13 protein-coding genes are annotated in these 13,774 nt (G+C 64.9%); 9 read left to right on the top strand and 4 right to left on the bottom strand.

Going from position 1 to position 13,774, the window contains the following annotated elements; all coding sequences use genetic code 11:
* Window position 1: 1 nt before the first annotated feature.
* The 7 genes from hemF to KVP10_RS19955 are packed head-to-tail and all read left to right on the top strand — an operon-like array spanning window position 2 to window position 5,519.
* Window positions 2-910, top strand: coding sequence for an oxygen-dependent coproporphyrinogen oxidase (gene hemF, locus KVP10_RS19985; protein ID WP_217966517.1), 909 nt, complete (start codon window positions 2-4; stop codon window positions 908-910).
* Entirely contained in the window at window positions 901-1,515 is a 615-nt protein-coding gene (gene nadD / locus KVP10_RS19980; RefSeq protein ID WP_217966516.1) for a nicotinate (nicotinamide) nucleotide adenylyltransferase, read from the top strand. Before hemF ends, nadD begins: the two co-directional genes overlap by 10 nt.
* 20 nt (window positions 1,516-1,535) lie before the next feature.
* Window positions 1,536-1,931 (top strand): ribosome silencing factor, encoded by a 396-nt coding sequence (gene rsfS, locus KVP10_RS19975; RefSeq protein ID WP_217966515.1) that lies wholly within the window; start codon window positions 1,536-1,538, stop codon window positions 1,929-1,931.
* A gap of 7 nt (window positions 1,932-1,938) precedes the next feature.
* Entirely contained in the window at window positions 1,939-2,409 is a 471-nt protein-coding gene (gene rlmH, locus KVP10_RS19970) for a 23S rRNA (pseudouridine(1915)-N(3))-methyltransferase RlmH (protein ID WP_217966514.1), read from the top strand.
* Window positions 2,410-2,444: 35 nt separating this feature from the next.
* Entirely contained in the window at window positions 2,445-3,884 is a 1,440-nt protein-coding gene (gene pyk / locus KVP10_RS19965; protein ID WP_217966513.1) for a pyruvate kinase, read from the top strand.
* Between the two features lie 16 nt (window positions 3,885-3,900).
* The gene (locus KVP10_RS19960; protein WP_217966512.1) at window positions 3,901-4,491 is read left to right on the top strand and encodes a Maf family protein; all 591 of its coding nucleotides are present in this window, start codon (window positions 3,901-3,903) and stop codon (window positions 4,489-4,491) included.
* A 44-nt stretch (window positions 4,492-4,535) separates the two neighbouring features.
* Window positions 4,536-5,519, top strand: coding sequence for a serine hydrolase (locus tag KVP10_RS19955; RefSeq protein ID WP_217966511.1), 984 nt, complete (start codon window positions 4,536-4,538; stop codon window positions 5,517-5,519).
* Here the strand turns inward: KVP10_RS19955 and KVP10_RS19950 are convergent, their stop codons facing one another.
* The gene (locus tag KVP10_RS19950; RefSeq protein ID WP_217966510.1) at window positions 5,520-6,344 is read right to left on the bottom strand and encodes a response regulator transcription factor; all 825 of its coding nucleotides are present in this window, start codon (window positions 6,342-6,344) and stop codon (window positions 5,520-5,522) included.
* A gap of 343 nt (window positions 6,345-6,687) precedes the next feature.
* Between KVP10_RS19950 and KVP10_RS19945 the strand changes: the two genes are divergently transcribed.
* The gene (locus KVP10_RS19945) at window positions 6,688-8,943 is read left to right on the top strand and encodes a sensor histidine kinase (RefSeq protein ID WP_217966509.1); all 2,256 of its coding nucleotides are present in this window, start codon (window positions 6,688-6,690) and stop codon (window positions 8,941-8,943) included.
* A gap of 125 nt (window positions 8,944-9,068) precedes the next feature.
* Here KVP10_RS19945 and amaB read toward each other — a convergent pair whose 3' ends face one another.
* Window positions 9,069-10,586 (bottom strand): L-piperidine-6-carboxylate dehydrogenase, encoded by a 1,518-nt coding sequence (gene amaB, locus KVP10_RS19940; RefSeq protein ID WP_217966508.1) that lies wholly within the window; start codon window positions 10,584-10,586, stop codon window positions 9,069-9,071.
* A 41-nt stretch (window positions 10,587-10,627) separates the two neighbouring features.
* A complete protein-coding gene (locus tag KVP10_RS19935) occupies window positions 10,628-11,920 on the bottom strand; it encodes an NAD(P)/FAD-dependent oxidoreductase (RefSeq protein WP_217966507.1) in 1,293 nt (430 codons plus the stop codon).
* A gap of 123 nt (window positions 11,921-12,043) precedes the next feature.
* Here KVP10_RS19935 and KVP10_RS19930 point away from each other — a divergent pair, with 123 nt between their 5' ends.
* Window positions 12,044-12,688, top strand: coding sequence for a GntR family transcriptional regulator (locus KVP10_RS19930; RefSeq protein ID WP_217966506.1), 645 nt, complete (start codon window positions 12,044-12,046; stop codon window positions 12,686-12,688).
* A gap of 48 nt (window positions 12,689-12,736) precedes the next feature.
* Here KVP10_RS19930 and KVP10_RS19925 read toward each other — a convergent pair whose 3' ends face one another.
* Entirely contained in the window at window positions 12,737-13,609 is an 873-nt protein-coding gene (locus tag KVP10_RS19925; RefSeq protein WP_217966505.1) for a Bug family tripartite tricarboxylate transporter substrate binding protein, read from the bottom strand.
* Window positions 13,610-13,774: the final 165 nt, after the last annotated feature.

Below are 13,774 nucleotides of genomic sequence, written 5' to 3'. Positions count from 1 at the left end.
CATGGCCGTATCCGTCCAGTCCGCCCACTCCTACTTCCAGGATCTCCAGGCCCGCATCGTGGCCGCGCTCGAACAGGCGGACGGCACGCCGTTCCGGTCCGACGAATGGACCCGCACCGAGGGCGGAGGCGGCCTGTCGCGGCTGCTCGAGGGAGGCCCGCTGTTCGAACGGGCGGGCGTACTGTTCAGCCACGTGCGGGGCAGCGCCCTGCCGCCTTCGGCCAGCGCCCATCGTGGCGAACTCGCCGGGCGCGCCTGGCAGGCGATGGGCGTGTCCATGGTGCTGCACCCGCGCAACCCCTACGTGCCGACCGTCCACATGAATGTGCGGCTGTTCGTCGCCCCGGCGGCGCCCGACAGCGGCGCTAGCGACGTCTTCTGGTTCGGCGGCGGGCTCGACCTGACGCCCTACTATCCTTTTGAGGAAGACGCGCGCCATTTCCACCAGGTCTGCCGCGAGGCGGTCCAGCCTTACGGCGCCGACAAGTACCCGGCCTACAAGAAATGGTGCGACGAATATTTCTTCCTGAAGCATCGCGGCGAAACGCGCGGCGTGGGCGGGCTGTTCTTCGACGACCTGAGCGAACCCGACTTCGACACCAGTTTCGCGCTGGCGCGCTCGGTGGGCGATTGCTTTCTCGAGGCCTACATGCCCATCGTGGAGCGGCGCCGCGCCCTGCCCTACGGCGAGCGCGAGCGTGAATTCCAGGCCTACCGGCGCGGCCGCTACGTGGAATTCAACCTGGTCTTCGACCGCGGCACCTTGTTCGGCCTGCAATCGGGCGGACGCACCGAATCCATCCTGCTCTCCATGCCGCCCACGGCAAGCTGGCGCTACGACTGGTCGCCCGAGCCGGGCAGCCCCGAAGCCGCGCTGTACGATTTCCTCAAGCCGCGCGAATGGCTCTGAGGCGTATCGGCCTGCTGGGGGGCAGTTTCGATCCCGTCCACCTGGCGCATACAGCCCTGGCCCAGGCCGCCTGCGCGTGTCTTGGCCTGGACGAACTGCAGCTCATCCCGGCGGCCGACCCCTGGCAGCGCCCTCCCCTGGCGGCCAGCGCGCAGCAGCGCCTGGACATGCTGCGCCTGGCCGTGGCCGGCCAGGCACGTCTGCATGTCAACCCGGTGGAAATCGAACGCGGCGGCAAGACCTACACCATCGACACGCTCGAAGGCCTGCCCGAAGGCCCCGAATACTACTGGATCCTCGGCGGCGACCAATTGCGCAACTTCTGCTCCTGGCACCGCTGGGCCGATATCGTCGCGCGGGTCCGCCTGGCCGTGGCGCAGCGCCCCGGCAGCGACAGCCTGGCTCCACCGGAATTGAACGACGTACTGCAGGTGCTGGGCCGGCCCATCGTCGAGCTGCCCTTCGAGCCCATGGCCATCTCGGCCTCGGACATACGGCGCCGCCTGGCGGCGGGACAGTCCACGCAAGGACTGCTGGACCCGGCGGTGGCGCACTACATTGCCGAGCACCGGCTCTATCGAACCGGCTCGTTTCAAACTTCCTGACTCACGGTATAGTTCCGTCCATGGACATTCAAAAACTTCAACGCATCGTCGTGGACGCCCTCGAGGACGTCAAGGCGCAAGACATCAAGGTATTCAACACTTCTCACATCACCAGCCTGTTCGACCGGGTGGTCATCGCCAGCGGTACCTCCAACCGCCAGACCCGTGCGCTGGCCGGCAGCGTGCTGGACAAGGCGCGCGAACTCAAGATCCCCATCGTCGCCTGCGAAGGCGAAGACGCCGGCGAATGGGTGCTGGTCGACCTGGGCGACATCGTCGTGCATTGCATGCAGCCAGCCATCCGCCAGTACTACAACCTCGAGGAAATCTGGGGCGGCAAGCCGGTGCGCATGAAGCTGCTGCCGCAGTCCACCGTGCCCAGCCTGGGCGCCTCCTACGACTTCGAACAAGACTGAAGCGCGCATGAAACTGATCGTGCTGGCCGTGGGCGTGCGCATGCCGGCATGGGTGCAAGAGGCCTGGCACGATTATGCGCGGCGCATGCCGCCGGACTGCGCGCTGGAACTGCGCGAAATCAAGCCCGAGCCGCGCAGCTCGGGCAAGACAGTCGAACAGATGATGCAGGCCGAGGCCAGGCGCCTGCAGGCCGCCGTGCCGCCGCAGGCGCTGTGCATCGCCCTGGACGAACACGGCCGCGATCTCACTACCGCAAAGCTGGCCCGTGAACTGGAACAATGGCGGGCCTCGGGCCGCGACGTCGTCTTTCTGGTGGGCGGCCCCGACGGCCTCGACCCCCAGCTCAAACAGCACTGCGCAAGCCTGCTGCGCCTGTCTTCGCTGACCCTGCCCCATCCCATGGTGCGTGTCATCCTGGCCGAACAGCTCTACCGCGCTTGGGCTATCATGAACAATCATCCCTACCACCGCGCGTAACCGCCACAACCAACCCTGCCTGCGGGCCAAAAACCATGTCCAAACGCCGCACGAAAATCGTCGCCACCCTGGGCCCGGCCAGTTCCTCGCCGGAAAAAATCGAGCAGCTCATCCTGGCAGGCATGGATGTGGCCCGCCTGAATTTTTCCCACGGCAATGCCGAAGACCATCGGCAGCGGGCCGAGACCGTGCGCGCCATCGCCGCCCGGCACGGCCGCTACGTGGCCCTGATGGGCGACCTGCAGGGCCCCAAGATACGCATCGCCCGGTTCACGCAAGGCAAGGTCACTCTCACGGCGGGCCAGGAATTCACGCTGTCCAACCAGCATCCGCTGGATGCCGGCACCGCCAGCATCGTGGGCATAGACTATCCGCCGCTGGTGCATGACTGCCATCCGGGCGACGAACTGCTGCTGGACGACGGCCGGGTAGTCCTGGTCGTCGACGAGGTCGAAGAACACGCGGTGCATACGCACGTCTCGGTCGGCGGCCCTCTGTCCAATAACAAGGGCATCAACCGGCGCGGCGGCGGCATCTCCGCCCCCAGTCTCACCGACAAAGACCGCCAGGACATCCAGATCGCGGCCGACCTGGAACTCGACTACGTGGCGGTGTCCTTCCCCCGCTACGGGCGCGACATCGAAGAGGCGCGCCGCCTGGTGCGCGCCGCCGGCAGCCAGGCGTGGCTGATCGCCAAGATCGAACGCGCCGAGGCCGTGGCCGACGACCGTGCGCTGGATGCGCTGATCAAGGCCAGCGACGGCGTCATGGTGGCGCGCGGCGACCTGGGCGTGGAAATCGGCGATGCGCGGCTGGTGGGCATACAGAAGCGCATCATCCAGCACGCGCGCTCGCACAACAAGCTGGTGATCACGGCCACGCAGATGATGGAATCCATGATCAGCAGCCCGCTGCCCACGCGCGCCGAGGTTTCCGACGTGGCCAATGCCGTGCTCGACTACACCGACGCGGTGATGCTCTCGGCCGAGAGCGCCTCCGGCCAGTACGCGGTCGAGGCGGTGCAGGCCATGGCGCGCATCTGCCTGGGGGCCGAACAAGAGCCGACCACCACGCATTCCAAGCACCGGCTGGGCGAAACCTTCAGCCGCTGCGACGAAACCATAGCCCTGTCGGCCATGTATGCCGCCAACCACTTCCCGGGCGTCAAGGCCATCATCGCGCTCACCGAAAGCGGGCATACGCCGCTGATCATGTCGCGCATCCGTTCGGGCGTGCCCATCTACTGCTACACCCGACACCCCATGACCCAGCGCCGCGCCGCCTTGTTCCGCGGCGTCTATACGGTTCCCTTCGACCCGACCTCGATCGATCCCGCGCACCTCAGCGACGCCGCCATCGAGCTGCTCAAGCAGCAGGCGCTGCTGAAAAAAGGCGACTGGATCATCCTCACCAAGGGCGACTACTACAGCAACAGCGGCGGCACCAATGGCATGAAGATACTCAAGGTGCGCTGAAGCGCTCCCGGGCATTATGTCGTTTCCCCCCATCTACCTTGCCTCGGCCAGTCCGCGACGACGCGAACTGCTGGACCAGATCCATGTCGCGCACGAAGTGCTGCGGGTGCCCGCGCCGGCCGGCGAAGACGAACCGGTGCTGGAAAACGAATCCCCTGCCGATTACGTGTGCCGCACCGCCAGGGAAAAAGCGCTGCGCGCACGCGACTGGATACGGCAGGAATCGCTGCCGCCCAGGCCGGTACTGGCGGCCGACACCACCGTCATCCTGGACGGCGACATCCTGGGCAAGCCGGCCGATGCGCAACACGCGCGAGACATGTTGCGGCGCCTGTCCGACAGCGTCCACGAAGTGCGCACCGCCATCGTGCTCGACTGGCGCGGCCGGCTCGACGAAGACCTGTCGATAACCCGGGTGCGCTTCCGTGCCCTGTCGGACGCAGAAATCGACGCCTACTGCGCCAGCGGCGAGCCGCTGGGCAAGGCCGGCGCATACGGCATCCAGGGCATGGCGGCCATATTCGTGGCGCATATTTCCGGCAGCTATACCGGCGTGATGGGGCTGCCCCTGTTCGAGACCCACCGCCTGCTCCGGGCCAACTTGTAGAACGGCGGCGGGCGCCTTCATACCCACACGAGAGAGAGACAACAATGAACCGTAGAACCCTGCTGCGCGGCGCCGCCGCAACGCTGGCCGTGCCCCTGGCCGATGTCCGCGCCGGCACGCCGCACGCCGCCAAGGCGACCTCGGCCTTGCAGGTGGCGGCCGAGGAATTCGGCCGTCTCTCGCCCGGCCAGGCCGCGGTTTGCCTGTCCGTGCGCGACAGCCACGCGGCCCGGACCTATCGCGTGCTGGCCGACAAGCCCTTGTTCGTAGGCAGCGCCGTCAAGACCTTCATGCTGGGCCAGTACCTGAAAGAGGTCGAGGCCGGCCGCCTGTCGGAAAGCACTCAACTGGACGTCGGCCCGGCAATCTGGTCGCCGGGCAGCCCGGTCTTCATGCACCTGCAGGGAACCACCGCGGCCACCAGCCTGCTCGAGGCCATGATCGCGCACAGCGACAATACCGCCACCGACGCCATACTGAAGGCGGTCGGCCCGGATCGCGTACGCCAGTTGATCGCATCACTGGGATATGCACACACACGCATACCGGACTCGACACGCATGCTCTTCTCGTACCTGGCCGGGGCGCCGGAGGGCACCGACCTGGGGTGGGACGGCATGCAGAAAATGGCAACCGGCTCCATGCCCGGCAAGCCGCGCGACCCCATGAACGAGCGGCAAACCATGCAAAGCACCGCGACCGAGATGAGCGGCTGGTACGAGCACGTGCTGGCGGGCAAGCTGTTCCGCAAGCCCGAAACGCTGCAGGAATTCAAGCGCATATCGGCAATGGCCAATGCGATGCCCATGATGGCGCCGGAAGACACGCCGGCCTACGGCAAGGGCGGCAGCATAGACTGGGAGGACTTCCACTGCTTCAGCGTGGCGGGGCAGATGGTACAGCCCGGCAGGCGCAGCAGCTTCTGCTTCATCGTCAACTGGCGCGGCAGCGACGACAGCGTGCCCAGGATGATGGCGGACTTCAAGAGCCGCGGCCAGCGCATCCTGCGCCTGGCGGCGCAGTCTTGATCAATATTCCGACAGCGACGCGCTCGAGTCGCCCTGGTCCTGGACGGCAGCGGGCTCGTGGCCGCGCTTGCTGCTGCGATACGTAGAAGGCGACATGCCGGCGTGCTCGCGAAAGGCGGTCGAGAAATTGGCCGCGCTGGAAAACCCCACGGCATCGGCGATCGCCACGATGCTCAGCGAAGTCGTGGCAAGCAGCCGCTGCGCATAGGCCATGCGTTCGCCGCGGAAATATTCGAACACCGTCATGCCCAGGCTCTGCCGAAAGGCATGGGACAGGCGCTTTTCGCTGGTGCCCAATGCCCGCGCCACGGATTCCAGAGCGGGCGTATCCGTGAAATGATTGGCCAGATAACGCTTGGTCGCCTGTACCAGCACTTCGTCGTCGTCGAGGCTGAACGTTTCCTGCACGGCCTTGGGAGCCGGGTTGCCCGAGGCCAGCGCCAGGTGTATCTGCACTCGCGCCAATACTTCTTCGGCGGAATACGGCTTGATTACATAATCGACCCCGCCGCTTTGCAGGCCCGCCAGGCGTTCACCGGCCTGTGCCGCCGAACTCAGGAATATCACGGGGATATGCGCCGTGGCCGGATTGGCCTTCAGGCGCCGGCACGTCGCATGCCCGTCCATGCGCGGCATGCGCACGTCCATCAGGATAAGGTCGGGCCGCCCGGCGATCGCCCGGTCGTAGCCTTGCGCGCCGTCGAAGGCCACGCTCAGCCGGTAATTGGCACGGCGCAGGGTCTCGACCAGCAGGCGCAGCTCATCGGGGCCATCATCCACAATGAGAATATGGGCATGCGGCGCAGCAGGAGCGGAAACTGACATGTGACTGAACCCGTGATGAATTTACAACAATGATGCTAGGCATCAGGTCGTTCTGTCTAGTCGCAATCGACTCGACCCGTTCCCGAAATGTATATAAAGCGTTTGACTAACTCAAGGAATTGGCCAAAACTCCGTAAAAATACAAAGTATTTCAGGATATTTATTCCGCCGGTGTTCCACGGCTGTATGCGGCTTCCGGCAATGATCTGCAGCCAAACCCGTTTAATACAGGAGCCAGATTGTTACATTAATACACAAATGTAATGCACTGTTTACGATATATAAACGGGTAAAACCTTTAAATAATATGCTACGGTCGTTGATAAGCATACTAATTTTTTTCTTGGTTACGACCGCTCAAGCCGGGGTTTTATCCATAGACTTGCAGCACCCATGGCCGTCCGACGCTCTGGATCAGGTGCGCGTCTACGAAGACCGCGCGGCCACAATGGATATCCAGCAGATCTCGAACCTGGCCATCCAGCACCCCGAACGCTTCCACGACGCCACCGCTGCCCTGCTCCATCCCGGGCGCTCCACCTCTGCATGGTGGCTGGAATTCACGCTCATCAACGCCGACATATTTCCCTTGCGCTTGCGCCTGGCCATGGGGCCGCCGAACCTACAGTGGGTCGACTTCTATGTGCAGCGCGGCGAGCAGTGGCAACACTACGTGTCGGGGGAAAACGTACCCCTGGAGGCGCAGAGCCAGCCCGGGCGCCTGCCGACGCTCGGATTCAGCCTCGCACCCAACGCGCTGCAGCGGATTTTCGTTCGCGTCGAGGGTTCGCGCCCGCTGCGCATACAGCCCCGCATCTACCTCGAATCCGCCTTCCAGCGCCAAGAGGGATGGACCTCGATCTGGACCGGCTTCCTCCTGGGCGAATTCGGCGCACTCGCCATCGCTGCGCTATTCATAGCGCTGTTTTCTTCCAGCCGTTCTTTCGCCTGCCTGGGCTTGCTAGGCCTGGTCACCCTGTTGTACGAGGCCACGCTCAGGGGATATGCCAAGCTGTACCTCTGGCCCGGTGCCACCGAATGGGCCGAGCGCGCGGGCAATGTGCTGGGCTGCCTGTCGCTATGCACGTTCCTGCTGTTCTTCTATATGCTGGCCCGCCAGGAGTCTGTCGAACTGCCCGCAAAACGCTACTTCCTGGGCCTGGCCATAGCGGAAGGCATATTCGCCTGCATCGGCGCGTTCAGCGGCACGCCCGCCCTGGGCATGGTCGTCGCGCTCAGCAGCCTGCTGATCGGCACGAGCCTGATGGTGGCGGCCTACATCCTGGTCAAGCGCTCGGTACCCTATGGCCAGTTCACTTTCTGGTTCACCTTGTTCTTCCTGCTGCATATGTCGCTACGGGTCATAGAACGCAGCGGGGCGCTGGCCGGTCTGTTGGCCCGTTTCGACATCCAGAACGTGGCCACCAACCCCGCCATTTCCCTGCTGGGCACCACCATCAATTTCATGCTGCTGGCTTCCTGGATCACGCAGGTCGCCAAGCAGCGGCAATCAGCGCGCCGCGCGCTGGAAGAATTGCGCGAAAGCGAACACCATCGCCTGCAAGCCGAAGTGGAACTGCAGACCACGGCCCTGAACAGCGCACTGAAATACGCCGACGACAAGAACCGCCAGCAGACGGAAATGCTGGGCTACATCAGCCACGATCTGCGCGCGCCGCTCGGCACTATCGTCAGTTACGCCAGGCTGCTGCGCGAGACACAGACATCCCTCCAGGCTCCCTACATCCGGACTATCGAGCGCAGCGCCAACTACCAGCTTGCGCTCATCGACGATCTGCTCGAATACGCCAAGGGGGAATTGCAGCCGCTGCAGATCACTCCCGGCTCCATCAATATGGCCGACCTGCTGCAGGATCTTTACCAGCATGGCGTCGCCATGAGCGCCCACCAGGACAATCACTTTATTTGCGAAGCCCCCGACGAGCTGCCGGCGCATGTCATCATAGACGTGCGGCGTATCAAGCAGATCCTGTACAACCTGTTGTCCAACGCCGCGAAATTCACCCATAACGGCGTAATCCGCCTGCAGGTGCGTGCCAGCCGCGAAACAGGGCAATGGGCGCTGAACTTCACCGTCGCCGACTCGGGCATAGGCATGGAGCCCAGTGTGCAAGCGGGGCTGTTCAAGCCGTTTTCCCAGGTGCATCCGCATTCGGGTGGCACGGGGCTGGGCTTGTTCATCGCCAAGCACATCGTCGAGCAGATGGGCGGCGAACTGCTGCTCGAGAGCGCCCCCGACATCGGCAGCCGCTTCAGCGCCCATATCCGGGTGAGCGCCGACGGGCCCGAGACCATAGTCTGGCGGCCCGAGGCATCGCATCCAGCGCCCGTTCCCGAAGAAACCCCGCAAATCGCCGATGGCATGCTGCCCCCGGCGCGCAGGCGCCTGGAGCTGGCGATCCTGGCCCACGAAGGACAGCTCAGTTCCATCGAGGACTGGATCGAGCAGACCGTGGCCGACCATCCCGACTCGGCCGGCTACATCGAACAAATCAAGGCCGCACTGCTGGTGCTGGACTTCCCGCGCATCGAAACGCTGGCCCTGTCGGCGGTGGGTCCGGCGGCCATGGACTACTGAAGGCCGCGCCGGGGCGGCAAGGCAGATATGAACTACTGAGAATCGAACCTGGACGGCAAGACAGATATGAACTACTGAGAATCGAACCCGGACGGCAAGACAGATAAACCGCGCGAGGACGCCGTCTATATATCGAACTTCACGCCCTGCGCCAGCGGCAGCCGGCGCGAATAATTGACGGTATTGGTCGCCCTGCGCATATAGTTCTTCCAGGCGTCCGAACCCGACTCGCGCCCCCCGCCGGTTTCTTTGTCGCCCCCGAAGGCACCGCCGATCTCGGCGCCGGACGTGCCCAGGTTCACATTGGCGATGCCGCAGTCCGAGCCCGCCGCCGACAGGAACGATTCAGCCTCGCGCAGGTCATTGGTGAAGATTGCCGACGACAGGCCATGGGGCACGTCGTTGTGCAGGGCGATCGCCTCGTCGTAGTCGCGGTAGGTCAATACATAGAGTATGGGTGCGAAGGCCTCGCGCCGGACCACATCGGTCTGGGCGGGCATCATGGCGATGGCTGGCTCCACATAGTAGGCATCAGGAGCCTGCCGCTGCAGCACCCGGCCGCCGCCATGCACCGCCGCCCCCTGCGCGACGGCCTCGCGCAGCGTGGCCTGCATGGCGTCGAAAGCCGCCGCGTCGATCAAGGGCCCGACCAAGGTGGCCGGGTCCAGCGGATTGCCGATGGGCAGGTTCGCATAGGCCTGCCGCAGGCGGGCCAGCAAGGTCTCGCGCACGTCCGCGTGGACGATCAGCCTGCGGGTCGTGGTGCAGCGCTGGCCGCAGGTGCCGACGGCGGCAAAGACAATGCCGCGGCAGGCCAGATCCAGGTCGGCCGTAGGGGCGACGATGACGGCATTGTTGCCCCCGAGCTCCAGCAGCGAGCGGCCGAAACGCGCCGCCACCCGCGGGCCGACCTCGCGTCCCATGCGCGTGCTGCCGGTGGCCGACAGCAAGGCCACGCCGGCATTGCCCGCCAGCGCCTCGCCCGCCTCGCGGCCGCCCTGTGCCACTTGCGCGAGACCGTTGGGAGCCTCGTCGCCATATCGGCGCAATGCGCGGCCGAACAGCGCCAGGCAGGCCTGCGCGGCCAGCGGCGTTTTTTCCGAAGGCTTCCATATCACCGGATTGCCGCAGACTATCGCCAAGGCGAAATTCCACGACCACACGGCCACCGGGAAATTGAACGCGCTGATCACGCCCACCACGCCCAGCGGATGCCAGGTCTCCATCATGCGGTGGCCGGGCCGTTCCGACGCGATGGTCAGTCCATGCAACTGGCGCGACAGGCCAACGGCGAAATCGCAGATGTCGATCATTTCCTGCACTTCGCCCTGCCCTTCGCTGATTATCTTGCCGGCCTCCAGCGACACCAGCCGCCCGAGCGCCTCTTTGTGCGCGCGCAGCTCGTCGGCGTACAGGCGGATCAGTTCGCCGCGCCGCGGCGCAGGCACCAATCGCCAGGCGGCAAAGGCGCGCCGCGCCGTCTCGACCATGGCATCGACCTCGGCCGCGCCGTGCGTGCGCACCGCACCCAGTGGACTGCCGTCGATCGGAGAGCAGGAAAGCAGCGCGGCTGCTTGCGGGCTCGCGCGCTCGACGCCCAGCTCGGCCAGGGTCAGTTCTATCGTGTCGCGTTCAAGTTTCATGGTTCAAGCTCCTGTTGCATCCCTAGCGTCGACCGCCGCCGTCAAAAACGCGCCCCCGCATAGTGCACCAGATCGGCGCCGCGCGCATAGACGAGCTCGCGCAAGCAACTGCCGCGCATGGCCCGCACAGGCGTGAGCGGCAGCGGCATTTCGTCCCTGGCCACTTCGCCGGCCGCCAGGCGTGCGAACCACAAGCCCATGGCAGTGCCCGTACCTATGCCCCGCCCGTTGTAGCCGCCGAAAGCAAACACATTGGGGGCAAGCTCATGAAACCGCGGCAGGCAGTCGGCGGTCATGCCTATAGTACCGAACCACTCGTGCTCGAAGTTCGCGGCGCCGAGTTGCGGGAACAGCGCCCGCAGGCGGCGGCGCGCCCAGTTGCGATGAATCGCGATGCCGCCGCCGCGCAACGCCCCGACGCTGCCGAACACCAGGCGGCCCGCCGCGTCCATGCGCATGGACGACAGCACCCTGTTGGTGTCCCAGGCGCCTTCGCCGCCCGGCAAGATGGCCGCGCTCAAGTCCGGCCGCAAGGGCGCCGTGGCGAGATTGAAATAAGGGAACGCGGCAAGCTCTGCGCGCAGCGCACGCCATTGGCCGTTGCGGCCCGTATAGGCATTGGTCGCCAGCAGGACGCGGCGCGCGGCGACACGGGCGCCGCCGGCCGTCTCCAGCAGCCAATCCCCGCCCGCCCGGCGCCAGGACGATACGGGGCTCGCGGTATGGATCCGGGCGCCGCGCCGCAAGGCGGCGTCGGCCAATCCCCGGGCATAGGCCAGCGGCTGTATGGTGCCCGCGCGCAAGTCGAGCAGCGCGCCGCGATAGGCGCCGGTGCCTACCCGACGCGCCGTTTCCGCGGCATCCAGGAGGCGCACCGGCGCGCCCAGCCGGCTCCATTGCCCGGCGCGGCGCCGGATCTCGGCCAGCCCGCGCGCATCGGCGGCACAGTGCAAGGTTCCCTGGTGCGACGCTACGCAGGCGATGCCGTAGCGTCCGATGATGTCGTAGACCAGCCCGGGAGCATCGCCCAGCACCTCGAGCAGGCGCGAGCCGTAGATCGGGCCCAAGATACGCGGCAGCTCGTCGGGCATCACCCACATGCCGGCATTGACCAGCCCGACATTGCGCCCCGACCCGCCGAAGCCGGCGTCCCGGGCTTCCAGCACCACGCAATCCATGCCCCGTTCGGCCAGATGCAGCGCCGCCGACAGCCCGGTATACCCCGCGCCGACGATGGCCACCTCGGCCCGCACATCCGCGGCCAGCACGGAAGTGGCCGGCGCGGGCGGCGCGGTCTCCTCCCAAAGGCCATGAGAGCGCTTGTCTGCATCCATGTCGGCGGTACTCCTGCAAGGACCGGTCGGAACGCCGCTACGCTTTCAGCGTGGCGGGTGCAGTATGGTTGGCGCAATTGGTAGAATTCGGAAACCCGTCACCCACCGAGCAGAGCCACGGCAATGGGCAGCACCGCCGATGTAAAAATACGCGACAGATTACGGCAGGACATTCTGTCGGGAGAACTGCCGCCGGGCACCAGGCTGCCGATCGCGAAACTTACGCGCCGCTACGGAGTGGGCCCTATGCCCTTGCGGGTCGCCCTGCGAGAACTGCATGGCCAGGGCCTCGTGACGATGATACCGCACTGCGGCGCCAGCGTGCGCGCGGTGGACCCCGCCTTCCTGGAGAATATCTACGATTTGCGCATTGCGGTGCTGCGCATGATCTATGAAAAGTGCGTGCTTTACATCACCAATGAGGACATAGGCAAAATTGCCGCCGTGCAAGACCACCTGGAAGCCGCTACCGAAGCCGGCGACGCCGCGGAGATCAGGCGCTTGAACACTGTCTTTCACGCAACCATCATAGGCATCGCACGCAATCAGGAGGCGGCCGATGTGCTCGAGCGCAACTGGATTCTCATCGACTCGCTGCGTGCCCGCTACGGCTTTCACGGGCGCATGCAGGATGCCAACAAGATACATCGCAAAATCATAGCCGCGCTTGGTAAACGAGACGGGGCAAAAGCCTTCGAACTTGCCCGCATCTCGGCCGAACGTTCCATGCACGGATTTCTCAAGTTGATGCAAAGCGAGACGGCCTGAACGCGACGCGCTGCGCCGCGCGTCCCTGGAGGCGCCGGCCCATGGGGCTCAGCGATGCGCGGCTGCCTTCTGCAGAACGGAACTGTCTATCGCCACCTCTTTTTTGATTTCATCGCGAAACTGTTCTGGGGTGTCCGCCACGATCTCGTAATCCATTTTGGCCATCATGGCCCTGACGTCGGGACTCTTCATGATGGCAACGATGTTCTCATTCAAAGTCTTCAATACCGGCGCGGGTATCCCCTTGGGAGCGACCAGCCCATACCAAGCGGAAAAATCGAAACCCTCGATGCCTTCCTCTCGCAGAGTCGGTACATGCGGAAGCGCAGCCAGGCGCTCCGGAGAGCCGACGGCCAGCGCCCGCAACTGTCCGCTGCGGATAAATGGCATGATGTCCAGGGGGCTGTTCAAATAGGCTGAAACCCTGCCGCTGACCAAGTCGGGCATGGCCGCTGCGCCTCCCTGGTAGGCCACCTCAACCAGCTTGACGCCGGCCAGCTTCTCGAATAACCGGGCGGAGACAAATTGCGACGAACCCAGCCCGCCATTGGCGACGGTTACCGTATTGGGATGGGCTTTGGCATAGGCGACGAAGTCTTTGACTGATTTGGCAGGGAATTTCGCATTCACAACCAGTACCACCGGGGTGCGTATGGCCAAGGTAAGCGGCTGGATGTCCCGGGCGGGATCATAAGGCAGATTGGGCTGCAGCAGCGTATCGGTGGACAACGTACCCGGTGTGGCCATGCCTATCGTGTAGCCATCGGGCACAGCCTTGGCTATCAGATTGGTGCCGATGGCGCCATTCGCGCCGGCATGATTCTCCACGATCACCGGTTGGCCCAGACGCCGTGTCAGCCCTTCGCCGATCTTGCGCGCCAGCACATCCTGCAGGCCGCCGGACGTGGACGGCACGATCATGCGGATGGAATGCGACGGATAGGTGTCTGCATGGGCAGCGCCGGCCGCCAAGCCGGCGAGGAAAATAAAAATACAGGCACGTGTCCTGTTTAGTCTCATGTTGCTCCTCCTGGTGGATCATATGGATAATCTTCAGCCATGCCGCCACACGGCGAGCGCAGCGGC

Origin of the sequence: Candidimonas humi, from assembly GCF_019166065.1 — a bacterium.
Taxonomy (GTDB): Bacteria; Pseudomonadota; Gammaproteobacteria; order Burkholderiales; family Burkholderiaceae_B; genus Candidimonas; species Candidimonas humi.
This window is presented reverse-complemented; position numbering and strand designations above follow the sequence as displayed.

What these genes read in the sequence shown, in the direction of transcription:
- rsfS (WP_217966515.1), top strand. Translation starts at nt 1,536, where the DNA reads ATGGACATTCAAAAACTTCAACGCATCGTCGTGGACGCCCTCGAGGAC.
- rlmH (WP_217966514.1), top strand. Translation starts at nt 1,939, where the DNA reads ATGAAACTGATCGTGCTGGCCGTGGGCGTGCGCATGCCGGCATGGGTG.
- nadD (WP_217966516.1), top strand. Translation starts at nt 901, where the DNA reads ATGGCTCTGAGGCGTATCGGCCTGCTGGGGGGCAGTTTCGATCCCGTC.
- amaB (WP_217966508.1), bottom strand. Translation starts at nt 10,586, where the DNA reads ATGAAACTTGAACGCGACACGATAGAACTGACCCTGGCCGAGCTGGGC.
- hemF (WP_217966517.1), top strand. Translation starts at nt 2, where the DNA reads ATGGCCGTATCCGTCCAGTCCGCCCACTCCTACTTCCAGGATCTCCAG.
- KVP10_RS19925 (WP_217966505.1), bottom strand. Translation starts at nt 13,609, where the DNA reads ATGATCGTGCCGTCCACGTCCGGCGGCCTGCAGGATGTGCTGGCGCGC.
- KVP10_RS19950 (WP_217966510.1), bottom strand. Translation starts at nt 6,344, where the DNA reads ATGTCAGTTTCCGCTCCTGCTGCGCCGCATGCCCATATTCTCATTGTG.
- KVP10_RS19930 (WP_217966506.1), top strand. Translation starts at nt 12,044, where the DNA reads ATGGGCAGCACCGCCGATGTAAAAATACGCGACAGATTACGGCAGGAC.
- pyk (WP_217966513.1), top strand. Translation starts at nt 2,445, where the DNA reads ATGTCCAAACGCCGCACGAAAATCGTCGCCACCCTGGGCCCGGCCAGT.
- KVP10_RS19935 (WP_217966507.1), bottom strand. Translation starts at nt 11,920, where the DNA reads ATGGATGCAGACAAGCGCTCTCATGGCCTTTGGGAGGAGACCGCGCCG.
- KVP10_RS19955 (WP_217966511.1), top strand. Translation starts at nt 4,536, where the DNA reads ATGAACCGTAGAACCCTGCTGCGCGGCGCCGCCGCAACGCTGGCCGTG.
- KVP10_RS19960 (WP_217966512.1), top strand. Translation starts at nt 3,901, where the DNA reads ATGTCGTTTCCCCCCATCTACCTTGCCTCGGCCAGTCCGCGACGACGC.